Source organism: Priestia abyssalis, assembly GCF_002019595.1.
GTDB classification, from domain to species: domain Bacteria; phylum Bacillota; class Bacilli; order Bacillales; family Bacillaceae_H; genus Bacillus_BA; species Bacillus_BA abyssalis.
On record NZ_KV917369.1, the window covers coordinates 4280536 to 4304516 of the forward strand.

Here is a 23981-nt window from a genome sequence, read left to right on the forward strand (position 1 = left end):
GCGTTACCCCCTTTTTGAGATTAGAGACTTCACAAAATCTCTTGTCTTTGAATCTACCTCTTTAATCGTATCTAAGCAAGGATTTTGAATAGTTGTATGTGTTTCCATTGCCTGCTGTAATACATCTTCTATTTGTAAGAAAGTCAATTTCCCATCTAGAAATGCAGCCACCGCCTCTTCATTGGCAGCATTTAAAACGGTCGGCATTGTTCCCCCTTGTTTTCCCGCTTCAAAAGCAAATGCTAAGCAGCGAAAACGAGTAAAATCCATTTTGGTAAAATGCAATGTCCCTATTTCCCACAAGTTTAAGCGTTTGGTATGTGGAAGCATAATACGGTCTGGATATGTAAGTGCATATTGAATGGGTACTCTCATATCAGGAGTACCGAGCTGGGCGATAACGCTCGTATCTTGAAACTCTACCATCGAATGAATGATACTTTCCTTATGTAATACCACCTCAATTTTCTCATAAGGCATATCAAATAGCCAGTGTGCTTCAATCACTTCCAACCCTTTATTCATCATTGTAGCCGAATCAATTGTAATTTTAGCCCCCATTGACCAGTTCGGATGGTTCAATGCCTGAGAAACGGTTACCCCTTCCAATTCTTCTCTTCGTTTATCTCGAAAACTTCCTCCTGAAGCAGTCAAAATAAGGCGTTCGATCGTTTGCTCTTTTTCTCCTTGCAAACATTGATAAATAGCTGAGTGCTCGCTATCGACTGGCAAAATGGAAACACCGTATTTAGCGGCTTCTTCCATGACAATATGCCCGGCAGTAACGAGTGTTTCTTTATTTGCCAAAGCAATTGTTTTCCCAAGCCGAATCGCTTCAAGAGTTGGAATCAATCCTACACTTCCAACAACTGCAGTTACCACTACTTCAGCATCAGGATGGACAGCCGTTTCGATAAGTCCTTCTTCACCATATACAAAACTAATATGGCCAAACTCTAACTTTAATGCATCCCGATCCTCTTTTTTTAAAACCGATACCATTTTAGGGGAGAACTCCCGAATAATCTTTTTAGCTTCCTCGATGTTTCGACCGACCGACATCGATACAAGCCGAAATCGTTCAGGATGCAGACGGATGACGTCCAGTGTTTGCTGGCCAATCGAACCTGTTGCACCCAATAATGCGATATGTTTCAATCTCTTTCACTCCCATTACCATTCAACGAGCATTACAACATCGTTAAGAAATGTAAAATCGGCCATACAAATAATAAGCTGTCAAAACGATCCAAAATCCCCCCATGTCCCGGAAGAATGTTCCCCGAATCTTTGACACCGTAATGGCGTTTAAAAGCCGATTCGACTAAATCTCCGACTTGTCCAAACACGGATAAGACAACTGCTATTATGAGCAGCTTTACAATGGAATCTTCCACAGGGGCAATGACTTGAAAAATAGCAGCCACTACAATGGCACATACTACACCGCCAACAGAGCCTTCTACTGTTTTATTAGGGCTAATTTCCGGCCAAAGCTTATTTTTCCCCATGGCACGTCCAATAAAATAAGCCCCTGAATCTGTTGCCCATATAATAAACAAAGCAAAAAACACATACGCTAAGCCGTTTTCACGTATTTCAATGAAATAGTAAAAACCCATTCCCACGTAAATGGTAGCTAACATGACAAAGGCTGCATCATCAAACGTAAACTTATTTTTGATCAGTACTGTATATGTCAGCAACAGAAGAACAGCAAACAAAGCTATTTCTACTTTATAGTTACTGAAGATAGTCAAAACAGAATCTGCTCTTCTGGGAATCAAAAATACCCATAAGAGAAGAATACTTAAAAAGCTGGGAACTGAAAACAATTCAATTTTCTTCATTCTTAACAGCTCGAGCACTCCCACTGTACCAAGGAGATACACAAGCAAAGTAAAAGGTAAACCACCGTAAAAAACAATTGGTAAAAATACGGCTGCCGCTATGACAGCTGTAATAATTCGTTGTTTCATCTTCTGCTCAACATCCTTTTATTCCGCTCTAAATCCGGCTGCCGCTATTTATCAGTACGGATTACCGCTCATTAGAAACCGATTGGCTCCCACTAGTCATCAATGCACCGATTGGCTTACTGATTCAAGTGTTCCTTTCTTTGACTTCAACGGGTGGCAACCCCGGCATTGCACTGGAGGAGCAACCACCCGTTAAGGTCAACTAACCATACATTTAGAAATGAGGCTTTTAATGCAGCGTCTTTTTCATTATGCATCTCTAATAATTACCATCATTGAAGGACTGCTTCACAACATCAATTGCCGGGCCTGTGCTTTGAATAAACAGTCTCCTTATACACCGCCGAAGCGACGACCTCTGTGCTGGAAATCTTCTATAGCTTCTACAAAATCTTCTTCGGTAAAATCCGGCCATAAAGTATCAGTAAACCAAAACTCCGTATAGGCCAGCTGCCAAAGCATGAAATTGCTCAACCTTAATTCACCGCTTGTGCGAATTAAAAGGTCGGGATCCGGCAGCTCTTTGCTCATTAGATAAGAAGAAATTAATTCCTCATTAATATCCTCGATCTCTAGTTGATTTTGTTGATAATCAGCTGCCAAACGTTTGATCCCCTCCACCATCTCGGCACGACTTCCGTAATTCAAAGCAAAATTCAAGATTAATCCGGTATTATGCTTTGTTTCATTCATCGCCTTCTCTACTGCACGAAGTGTATGGGGAGGTAAATCTTCCAAGTGTCCCATGACCCGCACTTGAACATTTTCTTCAATTAGCTCAGGTAAAAACGTTCCTAGAAACTCTTCGGGCAGTTTCATCAAAAATTCAACTTCAATTTTAGGTCTCTTCCAGTTTTCAGTGGAAAACGCATATAAAGTTAATACTTTTACCCCTAAATTGTTGGCCGCCTTCGTAATGGTGCGAACCACTTTCATTCCTTCGTGATGCCCTATCATTCGAGGCAAAGACCGCTTTTGGGCCCAGCGTCCATTGCCATCCATAATAATAGCAATATGCTGCGGAACTTCATACTTAAGCAACTCATTCTTTCTGTCGCTTAAAGGTCTCTCACCTGTTTGTTGCTCTTTTTTCCAACGTTGAAATTTTTTTAGCATCTAAAGGTCCCCCGTTATGCAACTATCGTAAATCAAGAAAAGCGCAAGTGCCCGCCGACTGGCATAAGACGAGCGCTGGCTGATAAGCTTTTTGCCTTCAGAAGCGATTGGCTAGACCCGAGAGCCGACGACATCTGTATTATGACACCAGACTCGCCGAAAAAACATATAATTCTTATCTTACAGAAAAGGGTTCCCCGAAGTACGGAACATACTGACGAAGACATTCTCGCAAGCCGCCGCTTTCTTAGTCTTTTTTCTCTTCTTTACATTATTAACAAAAAAACCCCCTGTAAACAATAGAGGGTCTTTTACATCATATTTTACAGTGAAAACAATCAAACTTCCATGATTTCTTTTTCTTTATCTTTTGTAATGCTGTCGATTTTCGCAATATGCTCATCTGTCAGCTTTTGCACATCTTCACTGTAACCTTTAAGATCATCTTCTGTAATTTCACCGTTTTTCTCTAGCTTTTTAAGATCATCATTTGCATCACGGCGAACGTTACGAACTGCGACTTTTGCATCTTCAGAGTATTTCTTCACTAATTTAACAAGCTCGCGACGACGCTCTTCTGTCAAAGCCGGAATGGCAATACGAATCACTGTACCATCATTTGTTGGATTTAAGCCTAAATCAGATTTTAAAATGGCTTTCTCTACTTCGCTTACTTGAGATTTATCATAAGGTTGAATCACCAGTAAGCGTGCTTCCGGCACACTAACAGATGCTAATTGGTTAATTGGAGTTGGAGCACCATAATAATCAACTGTTATCTTGTCAAGCAAAGATGCACTTGCACGCCCTGCACGTACTGATGCCAATTCGCGAGTATATGCTTGGATCGCTTTATCCATTTTTTCCTTTGTGCTTTGTAATACTTGCTTTGCCATCATTATTTCCCCCTTACAATCGTTCCGATATTTTCGCCTAAAACAGCACGTTTGATGTTTCCTTCTTCCATAATAGAGAAGACAATTAAAGGAATGTTGTTATCCATACATAATGAAGAAGCGGTAGAATCCATAACGGCCAATCCTTCTTTCAATACGTCAATATAGGATAAAGTATCATATTTTACTGCATCCGGTACTTTAGCCGGATCAGCGTTATAAACACCGTCAACGTTATTTTTAGCCATCAAAATAACATCTGCTTCGATTTCAGCTGCACGAAGTGCTGCTGTTGTATCAGTTGAGAAATATGGATTTCCTGTTCCAGCTGCAAAAATCACTACGCGTTTTTTCTCCAAATGACGGATTGCTTTACGTCTTATGTACGGTTCTGCTACTTGGCGCATCTCAATCGATGTTTGTACCCGGGATTCAACCCCGAAATTCTCCAAGCTGTCTTGAAGGGCTAATGAATTCATGACAGTCGCCAACATTCCCATATAATCTGCCGTGGCACGATCCATACCCATTTCACTGCCGATTTTACCACGCCAAATATTGCCGCCGCCTACAACAACCGCTACTTCAACACCAAGCTCCTGAATTTCTTTCACTTGTTTTGCGATCGATTTAATAACTTCCGGATTGATTCCAAATCCTTGTGTTCCTGCCAACGCTTCTCCGCTTAGCTTTAAAACAATTCGTTGATATTTAGCATTACTCATGAATAAACCTCCATCGTCATGAATGCAAAACGCATTTTTTCAAAAACAGGGAACACATGGTCATACATTGTGTTCCCTGTTTTATTAAACTATTTTAGAAAATGTCTAAAAAGTCCGCTAAAAATAGCCGTCGTATCTCCTGGTTGACTTACCCGACTCTTTTTATGCTCTTTAAACAAATACTTTTAGTCTTATTTTTTAACTTGGCTCATTACTTCTTCAGCAAAGTTGTCTTGGCGTTTCTCGATACCTTCGCCTACTCCGTAACGAATGAAAGTTTTAACAGTTGCACCTTTAGATTCAACGAATTGACGAACTTTTTGATCTGGATTTTTAACAAAAGATTGGTCTAATAAGCAAACGTCTTCGAAGAACTTGCTTAAGCGGCCTTCAACCATTTTCGCAACGATGTTTTCAGGTTTGCCTTCGTTAAGAGCTTGTTGAGTTAATACTTCACGTTCGCGCTCTGTTTCTTCAGCAGAAACTTGGTCACGAGAAACATATTTAGGGTTGATTGCTGCGATATGCATAGACACATCTTTAGCAGCAGCTTCATCAGTTGTACCTTCTAAAACAGTTAACACCGCGATACGTCCGCCCATGTGTAAGTAAGCGCCAAATGCATCAGCATCTGTTTTTGAAACAACTTCAAAGCGGCGAAGAGATAATTTCTCCCCGATTTTAGCGATAGCGTTGTTGATATGTTCTTCAACAGTAGCACCGTTGTCCATTTTTTGTTGTAACGCTTCTTCAACTGTAGCTGGTTTATGAGCTAAAAGATGTGCACCTAATTCTTTTGTTAATTGAATGAAACCTTCGTTTTTCGCAACGAAATCTGTTTCAGAGTTTACTTCTAAGATAACAGCGTCGTTACCAGAAACCTCGATAACAGCTAAACCTTCGGCAGCAATGCGATCAGCCTTTTTAGCTGCTTTTGCAATTCCTTTTTCACGAAGAAAATCAATTGCTTTTTCCATATCTCCGCCAGTTTCAGTTAACGCTTTTTTGCAATCCATCATCCCAGCGCCTGTTTTTTCACGTAATTCTTTTACCATTTGTGCAGTAATTGCCATTTTTTCTTCCTCCTTAGTGGAATATGTATATAAAAAGTGGTGAACCATTCTTAAAAAAAGGTGATAAAAGGCTATCCCCTCTTATCACCTTTCACTCATTAAGCAGTAGTTGTTTCAGTTTCGACTGCAGCTGTTTCTTCACCTTGTTTTGCTTCTAGAATCGCATCAGCAATTTTACCAGTTAAAAGTTTAACAGCGCGGATTGCATCATCGTTTGCAGGGATAACGTAGTCGATTTCATCCGGATCACAGTTTGTATCAACGATACCTACGATAGGAATGTGTAATTTTTTCGCTTCAGCCACTGCAATACGCTCTTTGCGAGGGTCGATGATGAATAATGCATCTGGAAGTTGTTTCATATCTTTAATACCGCCTAAGAACTTCTCAAGACGCTCTAATTCTTTTTTAAGTTGAATAACTTCTTTCTTTGGTAACACTTCAAAAGTTCCGTCTTCTTGCATTTTTTCAATGTCTTTCAGACGTTTGATACGCTTTTGAATTGTTTCGAAGTTTGTTAATGTACCACCTAACCAGCGTTGGTTTACGAAGTACATACCTGAACGCTCAGCTTCTTCTTTTACAGAATCTTGAGCTTGTTTTTTTGTACCAACAAAAAGCATTGTACCGCCGTTAGCAGCAAGCTCTTTTACAAAGCTGTATGCTTCTTCTACTTTTTTCACAGTTTTTTGAAGGTCGATGATGTAGATACCGTTACGTTCTGTGAAAATATATTTTTTCATTTTTGGGTTCCAACGGCGTGTTTGGTGACCGAAGTGAACACCTGCTTCAAGCAATTGTTTCATTGAAATTACTGACATGATTTTTCCTCCTAAAATGGTTTTGAGTATCCTCCGCTCATATCATTTTCAGGCAAGACTGCCAGTAATGGCAGCACCGTTGTCTGAATCCATGAACGTGTGTATTAACACCATGAACAAATATAGCATACTCCCATTTCACAAGCAAGCGAAAATTACAGATTCTTATTGAAAATGAGTAATAATTCAATTTCTGTTTTCCCTCTATGTAAATGTTTAGCGATTTCTTCAATTGTTAAACCTTTTTTTTGCAAAGAAATGGCCATTTTTTTTATTTGTTCCGGAGTCATGTCTTTCCTACCGTCCCATTTGGACAGAACTTCTTGCTCTTCTTGCTTGAGGGCCGGCTTTGGGATATTTCCATTATCCGCTGTTTCCGTCTCCATCATTTCAAGGAAATCTTGCTCTGACGGGATACTCAACTTATCAAATACCGGTATATCCGGGGGAGGAGATTGTTTCTTTCTTGCATTCCCCTTATCCTGTTTCATCTGTTCAAATTTTCGAATAAATTCATCATTTTGTTCTTTCATCTCCATTAAATGAGCGGAGATCACTTCTTCCATTTCCTTCATCATAACTGATTGGGTCTGTTCTATTTCCTTTAAACGTACAAAACGCATGTATAAAAGGACGATAAACAACAACGCTAAGCCGTGTAACAAAAAACTGACGATCAGTATCCATGCGACCATGCTCTTACACTCATTCTTTCTTACATAATTTTCCCTAAAATATTTCTCATCTTGAACAGTGCTTTAGAATGAATTTGTGAGATGCGGGAAGTAGACAGACTAAGGACTTGCCCAATCTCTGTGAACGTTAATTCTTCTTTATAAAATAAGGAAACGACAAGCTGTTCCTTTTCATTCAGCTGCTCAATTCCATTCAGAAGCTCCAGGTAAAGTTCTTCTCTCAATACATCTTCTTCAGGTGTCAGCGTCTTTTCATCTTTTAAAGCAAATGATTGATTTTCCTGTTCTTCCAAATCTTTGGGCTGTTCCTCTACAGACAATACGTTTGCAAAGAAGCCTTCATTCATCGTTTGAATGACTTCTTCCTCCGACAGCCCTAATTCCGCTGCAATTTCTTTCGGCGTCACAGTTCGAAGATGCTTTTGCTCCAGCCTTTCAGAAGCAGCTTCAATTTTTTTCGCTTTTTCCCTTGCACTTCTTGACAGCCAATCTTCTTTTCGCAATCCATCTAAAATTGCACCGCGTATTCGAAAGGAAGCATATGTATCAAATTTTAATTCCCGTTCATAATCAAATTTTTCCAACGCATCATATAAGCCCACTAAACCCAGGCTGATTAAATCATCCCGGTTTACATTCTTTGGCAAACCGACTGAAATTCGCTGGACATGATAATGAACAAGAGGCATATAGGTTTGTACTAACACATTGCCTGCATGAGAATCACGCGAGTGTATCCAGTTTTGCCAATATTGTTGTTCATCAGCCGTTGACATACGTGACATAAACTCTCTCCTTCCTCATGCTGACGAATGGTCTCTTGGACTTTACTTAATTATAACAAACGATTCTTTATCACACTATAGTTCCATTATTCCACGGTTGACTGTACGTATTTGGAGAACACCGGTTTCAGGGTTAAACTCGATTGTTCGCCCGTTATTACCGCCAACATCTTCTGCTATGAGAGGAATACCATTTTTTTTCAGTTCATGTTTGACGGCTTCTACATTTCGCGGTCCTATTCTCATTAAATCATTAGATGATGCAAACTGAAACATTTGGGCCCCACCCGCGATTTTAGCCTTTAAATGACGCCTTTGGGCCCCTTTTTTCAGCAGTTGCTCGATAAGAACAACGATTGCAGTATCTGCGTATTTTGCCTCATTTATCATACCCGTTTTGGCTAAAGTTGAATCAGGAAGCATGACATGCACAAGTCCAGCCAGACCGTTTTGCAAATCATATATGACCGCTCCAACGCAAGAACCGAGCCCCGATGTCCGAATAAGATTTGGGACTTTTACAATATCGAGCTCTGCAATTCCTACTTTCACGACTTGAGCGCTATACATAATCAGCCACTCCCAGCGCATAAAATAGGGGAAAGAGCGAGTCTGGATCCGGAATGAGCAAAAAATGCCCTTTGAATGCCGGAGTCTGACCGTCGTCATCATACATGACTGTATCAATGATAATGGCCGAATCGCTTGAATGGGAGACTTCCACTAAGCCATTTCCAATGACAGCACCCGCCATATCAATACAAAGACTTGGAACAGAAGGCATCATCTGCAGCTTTGTGAAATCAGAAAGAGACGATAAATAAGAACCCGCTAAAATATTTCCTATTTCTCCTAATGCCGATAAAGACAAATCGGAAAAAGGAGGGGTTAAAAAAGAGATGCTGTCGTCTTTTAATATTTGTTGAACGAACATTCCTGCTTCTTCCAGTGGAAGAAAAACAAACATGCTGCCTGGCACATCTCCGGTTATCCGTAAAAAAATACTGACTACAATGTTTTCGATTCCTCCAACGATATCCATCATATCATTAAAGCTGATAATTTGGACATCCGGTACTTTCATGTCGATTCGCCGATTCAATAGCTGGGAAAGAGCGGTAGCCGAATGCCCTGCCCCTATGTTCCCTACTTCTTTCAACACATCAAGATGGGTTGAATTTAAAGGATGGAATAACGTCATTCTAATCCCTTCTATCATCTATTATTCTTTGTCTTCGGTCATCTCTAATACTCGCGGCAAATTCAACAAAATAAGCAAGCGTCGGTCAATTTTAATGACACCTTTCAGATAGTCAGACTCAATCCCTCCAACCACTTCGGGAGGGGGTTCGACCGTGGTAGAATCTATGTCAATCACGTCATTTGCTGCATCCACCACTAACCCTACTTCCATGTCTCCGATGGCAACAATGATAATACGGGTATTTTCATTATAGGACATCTGCCCTAATTGAAAACGGATACGCAAATCGATGATGGGTGTAACAACACCCCTTAAGTTGATGACTCCCTTTACATAAGGAGCGGTCCTTGGTACCCGTGTAATATGCTGAAGCTTTTCAATAGAGCGGACTTCATTGACAGGAATACAATACTCTTCATCGTTCAATTGAAAAACGATTACTTTTATCTCCATACTTTTTTCTTCCTTTCGCTTTTCTATTTAATTAAAGCGTTACAATCAATAATGAGGGCTACTTGTCCATCTCCTAAAATCGTTGCTCCTGAAATGGCAAACACACTATTTAAATAGTTCCCCAGCGCTTTCAATACCACTTCCTGCTGACCAATGAACGAATCAACGACAAGACCCGCCATCTTTTCACCCTTACGGACAATGACAACCGAATGATAAACTTCTTCTTCGTCACAAACACCTGGAACATCAAAGATCTCCTTCAAACGCACCAAGGGTACAATCTTTCCTCGGAAATCAATTACCTTTTGATTATGGGCATGTAAAATATCTTCTTTTTTCACAATAGCCGTTTCAATTATGGATGAAAGCGGAATCGCATATTTTTCAGCTCCCACTTCGATCAGCAAGACTGAAATAATCGAAAGGGTTAACGGAAGCTGAATAGAAAAAATCGAACCGCTGCCTTCTATGGAATCAATAGACACTGATCCTCCAAGAGATTCAATCGTATTTTTTACGACATCCAATCCTACACCGCGTCCAGATACATCTGATATTTTATCAGCTGTTGAAAATCCGGATGAAAAAATTAATTCATATACTTGCTTATTCGTAAGAGAGGCTGCAGCCTGCTCGGAGATGACTCCATTTTGGATCGCTTTCTTCAATACTTTTTCACGGCTGATTCCTGCACCGTCATCTTCAAGATCAATAAAGACATGGTTTCCGCTGTGATATGCCTTGAGGCGAATGGTTCCTTCTTCATTCTTCCCCTGACTGCGGCGAACGTCAGGTGTTTCAATTCCATGATCGATTGCATTGCGCAATAAATGAACAAGTGGATCTCCGATTTCATCAATAACCGTTCGGTCTAATTCCGTTTCCGCCCCGACGATTTCAAGATTAATTTGTTTTCCTAAATCTCTGGCAAGCTGGCGAACCATACGAGGAAAACGATTAAAGACCGTTTCGACAGGAACCATTCGCATATTTAAAATGATATTTTGCAAATCTCCTGATATGCGAGACATTCTTTCAACCGTCTCATCAAGCTCGCTATTATTTAATTCTTTCGAAATTTGCTCTAAACGTCCTCTATCAATGACGAGCTCTTCAAACAAATTCATTAAAATATCCAGGCGCTCAATATTAACGCGAATTGTCTTTTGAGCATGATGCTGTTTCGAACTTCCCCCTTGATCAGATTTTGAAGCCTCTTTTTTGCCAGAATCCCCTTCCGATATAGTGGTCTTGGCAGTAATGACTTCCGCTTTTTCTGGTTCGTTTGCTTCTTTCGCTTGTGAAACGTTCAACTTCACATCTTCGATTTCAACACTTGCAATCTCGGAAACTTTTAAAATTCGCTGCTTGACTTCTTCGCGATCCGTTTGGGTAACAACAACCACTGTAAAAGCTGAATCGAACTGTTCTTCTTCAAGGTGTTGTGTATCTGGAACGGATTTAATCACTTCGCCAATTTGTTCGATCACTTCGAATACCATATAAACACGAGCAGCCTTCAATAAACAATTATCATTCAATGTCACTGTTACTTCATACGGAGAAAACCCTTTTTCTTTCGATTGTGCTAAGACGGTGGCTTCAAATTCATCGTATTCAATCGTTTGCCCCTCCAGCTTCTCTTCTTGATTGTTATCGCTATTCGCGTCGGATACGGCAGGTACTGAAATAGATGGTTCGTGACCGCTCTCAATCATTTTCAGTTGAGCGACGACTTCCTTTACATCCCGCTTTCCGTCACCTCCGCTTGCAATGGACTCCACCATCGCTTCTAAGTCATCTACCGATTGGAACACAATATCAAGTGCCTTCGTCGTTACAGAAATTCGTTTGTTTCGAATTCCGTCGAGCACATTTTCCATCTGATGAGTTAGATTGGCTAAATCTTCATAACCCATCGTCGCCGACATTCCTTTTAATGTATGGGCAGAACGAAAGATTTCATTGACGATATTTAAATCTTCTGGATTCTTCTCGAGCTCTAATAACTGGTCATTAATATTTTGGAGATGCTCTTTACTTTCTTCAATGAACACTTCTAGATATTGTGCCATTTCCATTTTGCCTTGCCCCCTATTATGTCTGTAAATATTGAGAAATTGTACCCGAAATAAATGTAAGCGGCTGAATGTTATCGACTAGATTTGTCCCAATCGCTGATTTGGGCATTCCAAATACAATGGATGTTTCTTCCGACTCTGCGATTGCATACGTGTTTCCCGCCAATTTTAAAGCTTTGAGGCCTTCTGTACCGTCCGTTCCCATCCCTGTTAAGATAACGGCAATTTTTTTGTACTCTTTCAATTGGCTGATAGATTCAAATAATACATCAACGGATGGACGGTGCCCTTTCCTTGATTCTGTTTCATCAAGATGGGCCGTTAATGCGGTTCCCATTTTCCTTACAGTCAAATGATAGCCGCCCGGTGCTACATATACGGTATCTTTTTGTAAAATCTCTCCATCTTCCGCCTCTTTTACGGTTAAATCCGATAAGGTATTGAGACGATTAGCCAAAGATTTTGTAAAACCTGGAGGCATATGCTGAACCACTAGGACAGGGGCATTCAGCCCTCTCGGCAAGTGAGACAATACCTCTTGAAGAGCCTTTGGTCCTCCTGTTGATGTGCCAATACATATAACCCGTTTAACCTGTTTTTCAACTGCTCCAGCTATTTTCCAAGGCGCCTCTAGTTCTATTCTACTGTTTTTTATAGACGTTAGACTAGTATTCAGAACAAAAGTATCATACTCGTTCTTTTTAAATGCACGTAAATTCGCTTTACTAGCCAATACTACTTTTTCAATCAACTGCTCTTTTATTTTATGTAAATCAAGAGAGATGGCTCCTGACGGCTTAGCGATAAAATCAATGGCACCATATTGCATGGCCAATACTGTATTGTATGCCCCCTCGTACGTGGTACTGGACAGCATGACAACCGGAAGAGGATTTGTTTCCATGATTTGTTTCAATGTTTCAAGGCCATTCAAGATCGGCATCTCTACATCTAACGTCATAACATCCGGCTGAACTTCTTCTATTTTAAGCAGCGCATCCTGACCATTTCTCGCTGTACCAACAACTTGCAAACGAGGATCTTCTTTAAAAAAATCCGTAATTACTTTGCGCATAAACGCCGAATCGTCCACTACGAGGATTTTTATCTTTTTCACCAAAACAGAATCCTACCTTTCCAGGAAATGTTTTCGTAATTTTGTAATGAAGCTTAAAGGTTTTGTTTCAGGCAGCCTGTTGAATGTATTCGATATATATCGATCAGCAATTGCCGCAAGTGCTTGGCTTGCAGTGCTTTTCGGATCGAATAACGTAAAAGGAACTTGTCTGATAACCGCACGGCCCACTGCTTTATCATCCGGTATTAACCCGAGCAAATAAACTTTCTTATTTAAAAATTGCTGCATAACACGATTTAGGCGATTATAAACAGACATACCATCTGCATGAGTATCTGTCTTATTAACGACGAGCAAATATGTTGTTAAAACGTCATTTATGCTTAGAAATTTAATCGTCGCATATGCATCCGTAATAGAAGTTGGTTCGGGTGTTGTGACAATGACAATTTCATTTACCGCTCGTAAAAATTGAATCATCCCTTCTGTCATGCCTGCGCCCATATCAAAAATAACATAATCATATGTTTGCAAAAGAGTGCTGAATTCAGAAATTAACCGTTCCACTCTGTGTGAAGACAGCTCAAAAATGGATGTGATGCCTGTACCTCCCGCAATATAAGATAAATTTCCGGGTCCTTTTTGAACGATTTCATGAATGGAGAGCTGTTTTTCAAACATATCGACAAGTGTATAAGGTGTCGAAAGTCCCATTAAAATATCAATATTCCCCATTCCTATATCCATATCACATAGCAACACGCTATAGCCCTTTTGAGATAATTGTAAGGAAAAATTTAACGAAAAATTCGATTTTCCGACTCCTCCTTTTCCGCTTAAAACGGAAATGGCCTTTGCCCCTTTCGATTGCTGTATATGTTGAAGCTGCATGCGTAATGATTCAGCCTGATCTTTTATTGTCATCTTACATTTCTCCAAACATCAAATTCACGATATGTTCTGGTGACGCTTTTTTCAAATCATCCGGTACATTTTGCCCGTTTGTTATATAACTAACACTTTTCCCATACTTCAATATCATGTTCAGCATGGAACCATATGTGGATGTTTCATCCATTTTTGTAAAAATAAAAGAATCAAGAGGAACACTTGAAAACTGATCACAAACATCCTCCATATCTTTTATTTTACCTGTTAATGACAGAACAAGATGGGTTTGCATTTCTTCATTAAAGGAAAACATCTCTATCAAATCATCTACATACTGGCGCTGACGATAATTTCTTCCAGCCGTATCAATGAGAATTATATCGAAATGAGCAAAGGTATTTTTTGCTTTTTCCACATCTTCCTTGTTGTAACACACTTCAATCGGAACATTTAGAATATTAGCATACGTTTTGAGCTGGTCGATAGCAGAAATTCGATACGTATCAGTTGTGATAAAGGCGACTTTTTTTTGATGTTTGAGAACACATTGAGCTGCCATTTTCGCTAGTGTTGTTGTTTTTCCTACTCCCGTAGGCCCTACTACATTGATGTATTTCTTCTCAAAATCAATTCCTTGAAGCGGCTTAACCACGGACAGCTTCTCAAGCAGCCATGCTTTCGTCCAGTGCACGAGTTTCTTTTCTGTTGCTTGCCCTTTATTTAAATAGTAGAACTCCAATAAAGAGGGAACTAACTGATCGATGAGTGATCCACTCACTTCTTGCTCTTTCAATCTTTGGACAATCCTCTCCACCGCTGAAGGAAGCTGTGTATTCACCGAATGGTTCATAATGGTCAGCTGTTGGAGCATCCTTTTCAAGCCATTAATCTCCTGAACAATATTCTCACTTTGGTTAGGCGAAGAAGCGGGAAAAGGTGGTAGAACCTGTTTTCCTTCTGTTGGATACTTTTTCTTTTGGCTGACAGGCTGTGAGTCAATGGCAGCAATGACTTCAATACTCTTTTTGCGAAAAAAGCCGAATACTCCCCCTGTGTGCACCACCCTCGAATTTAAAATAACGGCATCATGGCCCAGCTCTTTTCGGATTTTATTCATGGCTTCAGGCATTGAAGACGCCATATATTTTTTTACCTTCATTCGATGTTCACCACTCCTACACTTTGTACTTCAACATTTGATTCCAACTCGTTATAAGATAACACCGGCACTTGCGGCATATAGCGTTCGATCAGTTGTTTTACATATATCCGGACAGCAGGAGAACATAATAAAATGGGCGCTTGTTCAAGCATCGACATTTGCTCCGCCTGCTGAGCGATGTTTTCAATAATAGACTGAGATGTTTGCGGATCTAATGATAGATAGTTCCCGTGTTCTGCCTGTTGGACTCCTTCAGCCAATGCTTTTTCGATTCGCCCTGACAATGTCATTACTTTTAATGGTTCTCCCTCAATCGTATATTGATTTGTGATCTGACGGGCAAGCCCTTGACGAACGTATTCAGTTAACAAATCCGTATCTGACGTCATCTTGCCAAAATCGGCAAGCGTCTCAAAAATGACCGGTAAATTCCGGATTGATACTTTTTCTTTTAATAAATTTGCCAATACCTTCTGAACCTCCCCGATTGAAAGCGGGTTTGGCGTCACTTCTTCCACCAAAATAGGGTACGATTCTTTTAAGTGATCGATTAACTGTTTTGTTTCTTGACGCCCGAGAAGCTCATGGGCATTTAGTTTAATGATTTCTGTAATATGAGTGGATACAACAGAAGGCGGATCAACGACCGTATATCCAAACATTTCAGCTTGCTCTTTAACCGATTCACTGATCCATTTCGCTGGCATACCAAATGCAGGTTCAATCGTATCAATTCCGTCTAATGAATCATCTTCAATTCCCGGGCTAATCGCCAAATAATGATCGAGAAGCAGCTCGCCTCGAGCCATTTCATTTCCTTTAATTTTCAACCGATATTCGTTTGGTTGCAGTTGAATATTGTCCCGTATGCGAACAACCGGGATAACAATTCCGAGTTCTAAAGCGAGTTGACGGCGAATCATGACGATGCGATCTAAAAGATCCCCTCCTTGATTCGTATCGGCCAATGGGATAAGACCATATCCAAATTCGAATTCAATCGGGTCCACACTTAATAAGTTAACGACGCTTTCAGGACTTTTCATCTCATCAGCCTGTAATTCTTCTTCTTCAAGTGGTCCATGCGACTGGATTGGCGCCATTCGTGCACGAGAAATAAAATAACCTCCCCCCGCCAGTAAAGCGGCAATCGGCAACGTAATAATATCGTTAATAGGAGTGATTAGACCCAGGGCAGCAATTGTTCCCCCCGTCACATATAACATCGTCGGAAAGGAAAATAATTGTCCCGTAATATCCTGACTCAAGTTTCCGTTTGAGGCAGCCCTCGTCACGATAATCCCGGTCGCCGTCGATATCATAAGCGCAGGAATTTGACTCACTAATCCATCTCCAATTGTTAACAACATGAATGTTTGGGAAGCTTCACCTATGGACATGCCCATTTGTGCCATTCCGATGATAATTCCAAAGATAATATTGATAATGGTAATGATAATCCCTGCAATTGCGTCTCCTTTAACAAACTTGCTGGCCCCGTCCATAGCTCCATAAAAATCGGCCTCACGCTGAATTTTCTCTCTTCGCTCAATAGCCTGCTGTTCGGAAATCATACCGGCATTCAAATCGGCGTCAATGCTCATTTGTTTCCCCGGCATTGCATCAAGCGTAAAACGTGCCGCTACTTCTGATACACGTTCCGCCCCTTTCGTAATAACGATAAATTGAATGATAATTAAAATTAAAAAGACGACAAATCCGACAAGCGGCTTTCCTCCAATAACAAAATTCCCGAATGTCTCGACGACCCCTCCGCCTTCACCAGTACCTAAAATAGAACGGGTTGTGGAGACGTTTAACCCTAAACGGAATAATGTCAAAATTAACAATAATGAAGGAAAAACTGAAAGCTCCAGCGGTTCTTTCATATTCATAGATACCAATAATACTAAAAGAGCAAGAGAGATATTAATCATGATTAAAAAACTAAGCAGCCATGTCGGCAGCGGAATAACAAGCATAACAATAATAAGGACAACACCTAAAATAACAGGAAAATCTCTTGCTGACATTTACTGTTCTCTCCTTACTGTCAAAAAAATTGGCTGTATATAGATGATTTTAGAATCTGTATCCGCCCTAATTAGCCAATGAAACGATAAGTCTTTCTCAAACTTTATTTTTAATTCGGTATACGTAGGCCAAAATTTCGGCCACCGCTTTGAAAAACTCTTCTGGAATCGGATCTCCGACATCGGTTTGTTCATATAACGCTCTCGCAAGCGGACGGTTTTCTACCATGACAATCTCATGGTTCCCGGCAATCCCTTTAATCTTTTGTGCTATATAATCCACTCCACATGCTACTACAAACGGCGTATCCATTTTTTCCTCGTCATATTTAAGGGCAATGGCATAATGTGTTGGGTTAGTGATGACAACATCTGCATGTGGCACTTCCTGCATCATGCGGGACATGGCCATTTCACGTTGCTTTTGCTTAATTTTTGATTTAATTTGCGGATCGCCTTCGATGTTTTTATGCTCATCCTTAATGTCTTGCTTGGACATTCTGATACTCTTTTCAAAGTCATATTTTTGATAAAAATAATCTAAAAGCGATAAGAACAGCAGAACGATGGATGCTGCCACCCCCATTTGAAAGACAAGCTTCGCCAGTACAATGAGGCCTTCCATCAATCCTTTTTGAGCGAGCAAGAGCACCTCGTCCCGGTTCAACCAAAGAATGGCGAATGTGACTGCCCCTACGAGGGTAATTTTTAAAATGGATTTCAATAATTCCACAAGAGCCCGAACGGAGAAAATTCGTTTCGCTCCGCTGATTGGATTAATTTTTTTCAAATCGGGTTTCAATGTTTCGGTTGAGAATAAAAAACCGATTTGCATATAATTCGTTGCAATTCCACCTATTAAAGCAACCAACATAATAGGTCCAATTGCAACTGCGATTTCAGGAAGCAAGTCAAACAAGATGAACACAATATTTTTTTCTGTTAAATCAAGCAGCAAATATTGTTCATAACTATGGGTGATAAGATCCATAAATTGCTTTAGCAGCGTTTTGGCTCCAAACGCAAAATATAAAAAAATGAGCAGAAGAACCAGTGCCGTATTGACATCCTGACTTTTAGCTACTTGTCCTTTTTTACGAGATTCCTGCCGTTTTTTCGGAGTCGCTTTTTCGGTTTTTTCACCGGCGAAAAATTGCAGATTTAAGCGTAACATGGATAAACTTATCCTCCCAAAATGTTCATTAACGTTCTCATAGCATAAAGTATTTGCTCAAAAATGCGCTGAATGACCATGAACATGCTTCCCATGACCACAATTAGCAGCACAAATGAAATAATAATTTTAATCGGAAAGCCTACTACAAAAATGTTTAATTGCGGAACAGTGCGTGCCATAATTCCTAATGCCAGATCTACTAAGAAAATAGACCCTACAATTGGAAGAGACATTTGAACGGCTGTTAAAAACATGGTCGCAAACGTTTTGACAATAAATTGGACAAATGGTTCCTGCCCCATCGAAAGAGATAAATCATCTATTTTAATAATTTGATAACTATGATAAATACCTTGAATTAACAAGTGATGGCCATCAATGGAAAGTAGAAACAACAACGAAAGAATATACAAATACTGTCCGAATAAAGGACTTTGTCCTCCCGTTTGAGGGTCTATGACATTTGCCATCGCAAATCCCATTTGAAAGTCAATAAGACCGCCTGCTATTTGAATGCACATGATTGCAATGTAAGCGATGAGACCAAGTGACAAGCCGACTATACTTTCTTTTAATACGAGTAAAATAAATTCATCATCGATTTTTATTACGGGCAATTCTATTGTCGTTACAAGGGTGAACGATAATAAAACGGACAAGCCAATTTTATGAGAGGTCGGGATGTTGCGATACGAGAATACAGGTACTGTCACTAAAAACGATGCGATTCGAACTAAAATAAGTAAAAAAGCAGGAAAATAGGAAAGCAGTTCGTTCATCGTCATCCTATATAATGATGCAGATTAGCCAATATATCATGTGTAAACGTTAGTATTCTCGCTAACATCCATGGACCGAAAAATACAATACCTAAAAAAACAGCCACAATCTTTGGAACAAAAGCCAGGGTTTGTTCTTGAATTTGAGTCGTAGCTTGAAAAACACTGACAATTAGACCTACCGCAAGCGCTAATAGTAAAAGAGGCCCGCAAACTACTAAGATGGTATAAATCCCTTTTTCTGCTAATGATATGATAAATTCGCTACTCATTTCTCTCACCTACTGAAAGCTTAACAACAAGGATTTCACGACTAAATTCCATCCATCTACCAATACGAACAATAATATTTTAAACGGCAACGCAATCATTACAGGGGGTAGCATCATCATCCCCATAGACATTAAAACGCTCGCTACAATCATATCGATGACTAAAAATGGAATAAATACCATAAATCCAATTTGAAAAGCCGTTTTCATTTCACTGATGGCAAATGCCGGAACAAGTGCCGACATCGGAATATCCTGAATGGATTCGGGTCTCGGTGCATTCGTATATTCTAAAAACAGCGCCAAATCCTTTTGCCTTGTTTGCTTGCTCATAAACTCTTTCATTGGAACAGACGCTTTTTCATAAGCCTCTTCTAATGTGATTTTTTCGTCAAACAGCGGCTCCAGTGCTTCCTTATGAACTTGCGAGAATACAGGGGCCATGATAAAAAACGTCAAAAATAAAGAAAGACCAATGATGACTTGATTTGGAGGCATTTGCTGTGTACCTAACGAGGTACGGACGAATGACAAGACAATGACGATGCGCGTAAAACAAGTCGTTAAAATTAAGATGCTGGGAGCAAGAGAAAGAACGGTTAGTAATAAAAGTAATTTAACAGAAGTGGATACGTTCGCCGGATTACTCGTACTGAAAATTTCCATAAATTCATTCATTGTCTCGGTCGTTCCTTTCCAATACCTTCATCGCGTTTTTTCTCTGATTGGAGATCTCATTCATCTTCTCTTTTAACATACTGCTAAAATCAGCTTGCACACCATCTGTCCGATTCTTTCTCTTATCAAACAAACTTGGCAATATCACTTTAAATTCATCTTGTAAACCAGTTGCTTGATCTAACGACTGGAGAAGCCGCTCTTTCTCCTGTTCATCCTTTACTTCTGTCAGCAGTTGAACAGAATCCCCTACACCGATAACTAAGATGCGTTCTCCTACTTTTACAATTTGGATGGAGCGATTCCCTCCTAAAGGTATACCCCCTAAATTTTGAAAAACGCGATTTGCCTGGAATACTCGATTGCGTTTATTCAATAGTTTTAAAAGGGCATATAACAAAGCAAGAACAAATAAAAAAGCCAAAAACATTTTTACAAAATCCCATGCTGAAACGATGCTGGCTGCTTGATCGTTGTCCGAATTTTGCTCATCAGGCTCTTGTTTGTTTGCATCTTGGCATTTTTCAGGTTGTTCCAAACATTCTTTGACAGATAGCGGCGATTGCTCCGCTAACACCTTGGTTTGCGGAGCAATCACTAAAATGAATGACAGGATGATGTATGCAATAATTTGATGTCGCAAATGTCTGTCACTCTCTTCTTTTTAATTTATCCCGCATTAACGAGCAGTAAAATCCCCACTTCAAGAATCGAAGAAGTCTAAGCGGGGAATAACTGCCCGTAAAAGCCCAAATAAAGGAACTCCTAAATGATAGAAGGTTCCTTTATGCTAGCGTTTTTGAAATAGCTTCAATTACACGATCTGCTTGGAATGGCTTTACGATAAAATCTTTAGCTCCTGCTTGAATAGCATCAATAACCATTGCTTGTTGTCCCATAGCTGAGCACATAATAACTTTAGCCGCTGGGTTGATTTTTTTGATTTCCTTTAAAGCTGTAATACCATCCATCTCAGGCATCGTAATATCCATGGTAACTAAATCCGGTTGATGTTCGTTATATTTTTCAATGGCTTGCATCCCATCTGCCGCCTCTGCCACAACCTCGTAACCATTTTTTGATAAAATATCCTTAATCATCATACGCATAAATGCTGCATCATCTACAATTAAAATCCGTTTTGACATTTATATGTCTCCTCTCTCAAACATATCAGTTTAAATTACTAATGCGATCCTTTTGGCTGACGATATCTGTTACACGAACACCAAAATTTTCTTCAATAACAACTACTTCCCCTTTAGCAATCAGTTTATTATTCAGTAAAATATCGACTGGTTCACCCGCCAGCTTGTCCAGTTCAATAATAGATCCTGATGAAAGTTCCAGCACTTCTTTGACAGTCCGTTTTGTTCTCCCAAGTTCCACAGTTACTTGAAGTGGAATATCAAGCAACATATCTAAGTTTCTTGTTTCTTTTTCTAGAAGGTGTTTATCTTCAAAACTCGAAAATGAAGCAGGCTGTATATCAACCGAATGGGCCGGTTGATTAATAGGCTGTGAACCAATTGATTGTTGAGCAGGCTGATTAACCGGTGGATAGTTGGCATATTGCTGCGATACTGCTTGTACAGGTTCTTTGACCTCCTGATAAGACTGTTGGGGTATTACCGGTATTTCTTGTTGGGATGCCCTTGTATCACTCGCTGTTTTAGTATAACTAGGTTCGGATGGATTTTCACTAGGATTTAATAAATCTTCTACTAGTTTTTTCGCAAATGGCAACTGCAATAATTGCATAATATTTGAATCAATCAAATCTCCAATTTTTAGCCTGAATGAACTCTTTACCAAAATATCATCTGACGGAATAGCATGTGTTCCTGAACCTTCTACAAGATTCAATAACTCTATGCTCGGCGGAGAAATATCGACCTTTTTGCTGAAAATAGTCGACATAGAAGTGGCTGCAGAGCCCATCATTTGATTCATTGCTTCTTGAACTGCACTTAATTGAATCTCATCCATTAGCTCAGAGGTGCTTGTTCCATCTCCCCCCAACATCAAGTCTGCAATAATAGCTGCATCGCTTTGTTTAATAACAAGAAGATTACTTCCGGAAAAACCTTCCGTGTATTTAACCTCAATGGCTACATAAGGCTTCGGAAATTCTGATGCCAAATCTTTATGAAAGATAAGTGAAACATGTGGTGTCGTAATCTCTACTTTTTGATTCAATAATGCTGAAAGTGCCGTAGCAGAACTGCCAAACGAGATATTACCGATCTCTCCAAGAGTATCTTCTTCAATCTCTGAAAAATAGTCAGCCAGCGGGGGAAGCTTATTTTCCTCGGAAGATAATTCATTATCAAGACTGCTTCCTCTTAATAGTGCATCAATTTCATCCTGCGAAAGCATTTCGTTACTCATTGTTGTCCCCCCCTTTAAAATCTTCTAGAATTTGAACAGCTAGTTTTTTCTTTACTTTCCCCGGTTGCGCAAAAAATTTCGGAACTCCCCCTACTTTTATGGTTAAGGGCTGATCGATGGTTTGATCAAGCCTAATCACATCGCCTACATTGAGCATTAAAAATTCTTTAATAGACGTATTAACAGACCCTAATTCAGCAATAACCGGCAGCTGGGTGCTATGGATTTTCTTTTCCAGCGTTTTAATTTCATAAGGTAATGGTTCCTTTTTGGTAGACTGCATCCAATAATGTACTGAAAGTTTAGGAATAATCGGTACTAACAACATGTGTGGAATACAAATATTGAACATTCCTGTCGTTTCACCAATTTGAATATTTAAAGAAACAACCACAACGGTTTCGTTTGGTGAAATCATCTGCAGAAACTGGGGATTTACCTCAAAATCTACCAGTAATGGTTCAATATCGATAATTCCACTCCAAGCTTGTTGAAAGCTATCCAGCGTTTGCGAGAAAAAATTACTTAACAGCCTTGTATCTATTTCTGTTAAGTTCTCAATATTATTGATGCTGTCACCCTTCCCGCCAAGAATTCGGTCAAGGATGGCATAGGCAACATTTGGATTGACTTCCATGATAATTCGCCCTTCCAGCGGTTCCATTTCAATTATGTTTAAAACCGTCATCTGAGGAATAGAACGAATAAATACTTCATATGGTATTTGATCAATAGAAGCAATCGAAATTTGAACAAGTGTACGTAAACGAGCAGATAAAAAGGTTGTTAAGATTCGTGCAAAATTTTTATGAATTCGATTTAAACTCCTGATTTGATCTTTCGAAAACCGTAAAGCTCTTTTAAAATCATATACTTTCACTCTTCGCTCTTTCTCTTCGCTTTTCAACTGCTCTGTATTCATTTCATCATTTGACAAAGCTGACAATAATGCATCAATTTCGCTTTGTGACAATACTTCATCTGACATCGTATTTCACCCCCTAAAAGCATCATTCAATGTCACTGTAACATTTTGGAGGTTGTATATACTTTTACAACTTTCCCTTCTTGCATGAGCTTATTGATTTTTACCTTCAATCTCTCTTCAAGTTCACTAAGCCCTTGTCTTCCTTTAAATTGTTCTGCTTTCATATCCGAGAGATCTTTAACAATAATATCGCGAACTTGAAAATCTCGCATTTCTAACTCTTCCTTTGCTTTTTTACTATCTGTTTGAATCGAAAAAGCAATGCGAATAAATTGATCGTTTGACAAGTTAGTTGTAATTTCATCTATTTGGACTGTTGCTTCCACGACCTCTTTAGCACTAGGCTCTTTTACTTGATTGTTGTTTGTAAGTTTAAGTACGACAATAGCAGCAACAGCACCAACTAGTGCGAGAACCATTAGAATGATAAGCATGATACTGACTAGCTTATTTTTAAACAAAGAATTATCCCTCCATGTTTCCTTGAAAACCAAGCATGTTTGTCTTTCGATAAAACACCGTAACAAGTTTGACAACATCATCGGTCGATTCACGTACAATAAATTTCTTTCCGCTGGTCAGCGTAATGGTTGTATCAGGAAAAGCCTCTACTTGTTCAATATAAAAAGCGTTCAGTGTAAACGGTTTGCCGTTAAGGCGTGTCAATGTAATCATCTTTACAGGAACTTAGAAAGAATTTT

Annotated in this window: 27 protein-coding genes; all 27 read right to left on the reverse strand. The window is 39.6% G+C overall.

Features of this window, described 5'->3' with window-relative positions; translation table 11 throughout:
• Positions 1 to 3: 3 nt before the first annotated feature.
• Entirely contained in the window at positions 4 to 1158 is a 1155-nt protein-coding gene (gene dxr, locus BK575_RS20345) for a 1-deoxy-D-xylulose-5-phosphate reductoisomerase (RefSeq protein WP_078413222.1), read from the reverse strand.
• Positions 1159 to 1190: 32 nt separating this feature from the next.
• Complete coding sequence (locus BK575_RS20350) at positions 1191 to 1979, reverse strand: phosphatidate cytidylyltransferase (protein WP_078413224.1); 789 nt, start codon at positions 1977 to 1979, stop codon at positions 1191 to 1193.
• Between the two features lie 333 nt (positions 1980 to 2312).
• The gene (locus BK575_RS20355; RefSeq protein ID WP_078413226.1) at positions 2313 to 3095 is read right to left on the reverse strand and encodes an isoprenyl transferase; all 783 of its coding nucleotides are present in this window, start codon (positions 3093 to 3095) and stop codon (positions 2313 to 2315) included.
• A gap of 338 nt (positions 3096 to 3433) precedes the next feature.
• Entirely contained in the window at positions 3434 to 3991 is a 558-nt protein-coding gene (frr, locus tag BK575_RS20360) for a ribosome recycling factor (RefSeq protein ID WP_078413228.1), read from the reverse strand.
• Positions 3992 to 3993: 2 nt separating this feature from the next.
• Positions 3994 to 4716 carry a UMP kinase gene (pyrH, locus tag BK575_RS20365; RefSeq protein ID WP_078413230.1) on the reverse strand — a complete coding sequence of 241 codons (723 nt, stop codon included), beginning with the start codon at positions 4714 to 4716 and terminating at the stop codon, positions 3994 to 3996.
• A gap of 191 nt (positions 4717 to 4907) precedes the next feature.
• Positions 4908 to 5789 (reverse strand): translation elongation factor Ts, encoded by an 882-nt coding sequence (gene tsf / locus BK575_RS20370; RefSeq protein WP_078413232.1) that lies wholly within the window; start codon positions 5787 to 5789, stop codon positions 4908 to 4910.
• Between the two features lie 98 nt (positions 5790 to 5887).
• The gene (rpsB, locus tag BK575_RS20375; protein ID WP_028394528.1) at positions 5888 to 6610 is read right to left on the reverse strand and encodes a 30S ribosomal protein S2; all 723 of its coding nucleotides are present in this window, start codon (positions 6608 to 6610) and stop codon (positions 5888 to 5890) included.
• A gap of 155 nt (positions 6611 to 6765) precedes the next feature.
• Positions 6766 to 7305 (reverse strand): hypothetical protein, encoded by a 540-nt coding sequence (locus BK575_RS20380; RefSeq protein ID WP_078413234.1) that lies wholly within the window; start codon positions 7303 to 7305, stop codon positions 6766 to 6768.
• 20 nt (positions 7306 to 7325) lie between these two features.
• Positions 7326 to 8090, reverse strand: coding sequence for a FliA/WhiG family RNA polymerase sigma factor (locus BK575_RS20385; RefSeq protein WP_078413236.1), 765 nt, complete (start codon positions 8088 to 8090; stop codon positions 7326 to 7328).
• 75 nt (positions 8091 to 8165) lie between these two features.
• Complete coding sequence (locus BK575_RS20390; protein ID WP_078413238.1) at positions 8166 to 8660, reverse strand: chemotaxis protein CheD; 495 nt, start codon at positions 8658 to 8660, stop codon at positions 8166 to 8168.
• A complete protein-coding gene (locus BK575_RS20395; RefSeq protein WP_078413240.1) occupies positions 8653 to 9291 on the reverse strand; it encodes a chemotaxis protein CheC in 639 nt (212 codons plus the stop codon). Before BK575_RS20395 ends, BK575_RS20390 begins: the two co-directional genes overlap by 8 nt.
• Positions 9292 to 9312: 21 nt before the next feature.
• The gene (locus BK575_RS20400; protein ID WP_078413242.1) at positions 9313 to 9747 is read right to left on the reverse strand and encodes a chemotaxis protein CheW; all 435 of its coding nucleotides are present in this window, start codon (positions 9745 to 9747) and stop codon (positions 9313 to 9315) included.
• A 23-nt stretch (positions 9748 to 9770) separates the two neighbouring features.
• Positions 9771 to 11831: a chemotaxis protein CheA gene (locus tag BK575_RS20405; RefSeq protein ID WP_078413244.1), complete on the reverse strand. Its 2061-nt coding sequence runs from the start codon at positions 11829 to 11831 to the stop codon at positions 9771 to 9773.
• A gap of 16 nt (positions 11832 to 11847) precedes the next feature.
• Complete coding sequence (locus BK575_RS20410) at positions 11848 to 12948, reverse strand: protein-glutamate methylesterase/protein-glutamine glutaminase (protein WP_078414893.1); 1101 nt, start codon at positions 12946 to 12948, stop codon at positions 11848 to 11850.
• 12 nt (positions 12949 to 12960) lie between these two features.
• Entirely contained in the window at positions 12961 to 13833 is an 873-nt protein-coding gene (locus tag BK575_RS20415) for a MinD/ParA family protein (protein ID WP_235867427.1), read from the reverse strand.
• 1 nt (position 13834) lies between these two features.
• Positions 13835 to 14959, reverse strand: a complete 1125-nt coding sequence (gene flhF / locus BK575_RS20420) for a flagellar biosynthesis protein FlhF (protein WP_078413246.1) — start codon at positions 14957 to 14959, stop codon at positions 13835 to 13837.
• A complete protein-coding gene (flhA, locus tag BK575_RS20425; protein ID WP_078413248.1) occupies positions 14956 to 16995 on the reverse strand; it encodes a flagellar biosynthesis protein FlhA in 2040 nt (679 codons plus the stop codon). Before flhA ends, flhF begins: the two co-directional genes overlap by 4 nt.
• Before the next feature lie 97 nt (positions 16996 to 17092).
• Positions 17093 to 18169, reverse strand: a complete 1077-nt coding sequence (gene flhB, locus BK575_RS20430) for a flagellar biosynthesis protein FlhB (RefSeq protein WP_078413250.1) — start codon at positions 18167 to 18169, stop codon at positions 17093 to 17095.
• 8 nt (positions 18170 to 18177) lie between these two features.
• The gene (gene fliR, locus BK575_RS20435; RefSeq protein ID WP_078413252.1) at positions 18178 to 18951 is read right to left on the reverse strand and encodes a flagellar biosynthetic protein FliR; all 774 of its coding nucleotides are present in this window, start codon (positions 18949 to 18951) and stop codon (positions 18178 to 18180) included.
• A gap of 2 nt (positions 18952 to 18953) precedes the next feature.
• On the reverse strand, positions 18954 to 19223 hold the full coding sequence (gene fliQ / locus BK575_RS20440; protein ID WP_078413254.1) for a flagellar biosynthesis protein FliQ: 270 nt from the start codon (positions 19221 to 19223) through the stop codon (positions 18954 to 18956).
• 9 nt (positions 19224 to 19232) lie between these two features.
• Entirely contained in the window at positions 19233 to 19901 is a 669-nt protein-coding gene (gene fliP / locus BK575_RS20445) for a flagellar type III secretion system pore protein FliP (protein WP_078413256.1), read from the reverse strand.
• Positions 19894 to 20544, reverse strand: coding sequence for a flagellar biosynthetic protein FliO (locus tag BK575_RS20450; RefSeq protein ID WP_078413258.1), 651 nt, complete (start codon positions 20542 to 20544; stop codon positions 19894 to 19896). Before BK575_RS20450 ends, fliP begins: the two co-directional genes overlap by 8 nt.
• A 142-nt stretch (positions 20545 to 20686) precedes the next feature.
• Complete coding sequence (locus tag BK575_RS20455) at positions 20687 to 21049, reverse strand: response regulator (protein ID WP_078413260.1); 363 nt, start codon at positions 21047 to 21049, stop codon at positions 20687 to 20689.
• 25 nt (positions 21050 to 21074) lie between these two features.
• Positions 21075 to 22292: a flagellar motor switch phosphatase FliY gene (gene fliY, locus BK575_RS20460; RefSeq protein WP_078413262.1), complete on the reverse strand. Its 1218-nt coding sequence runs from the start codon at positions 22290 to 22292 to the stop codon at positions 21075 to 21077.
• Positions 22285 to 23280, reverse strand: coding sequence for a flagellar motor switch protein FliM (fliM, locus tag BK575_RS20465; RefSeq protein WP_078413264.1), 996 nt, complete (start codon positions 23278 to 23280; stop codon positions 22285 to 22287). Before fliM ends, fliY begins: the two co-directional genes overlap by 8 nt.
• Positions 23281 to 23312: 32 nt before the next feature.
• Positions 23313 to 23741, reverse strand: a complete 429-nt coding sequence (fliL, locus tag BK575_RS20470; RefSeq protein ID WP_139368082.1) for a flagellar basal body-associated protein FliL — start codon at positions 23739 to 23741, stop codon at positions 23313 to 23315.
• A gap of 4 nt (positions 23742 to 23745) precedes the next feature.
• The gene (locus BK575_RS20475; RefSeq protein ID WP_078413266.1) at positions 23746 to 23955 is read right to left on the reverse strand and encodes a flagellar FlbD family protein; all 210 of its coding nucleotides are present in this window, start codon (positions 23953 to 23955) and stop codon (positions 23746 to 23748) included.
• Positions 23956 to 23981: the final 26 nt, after the last annotated feature.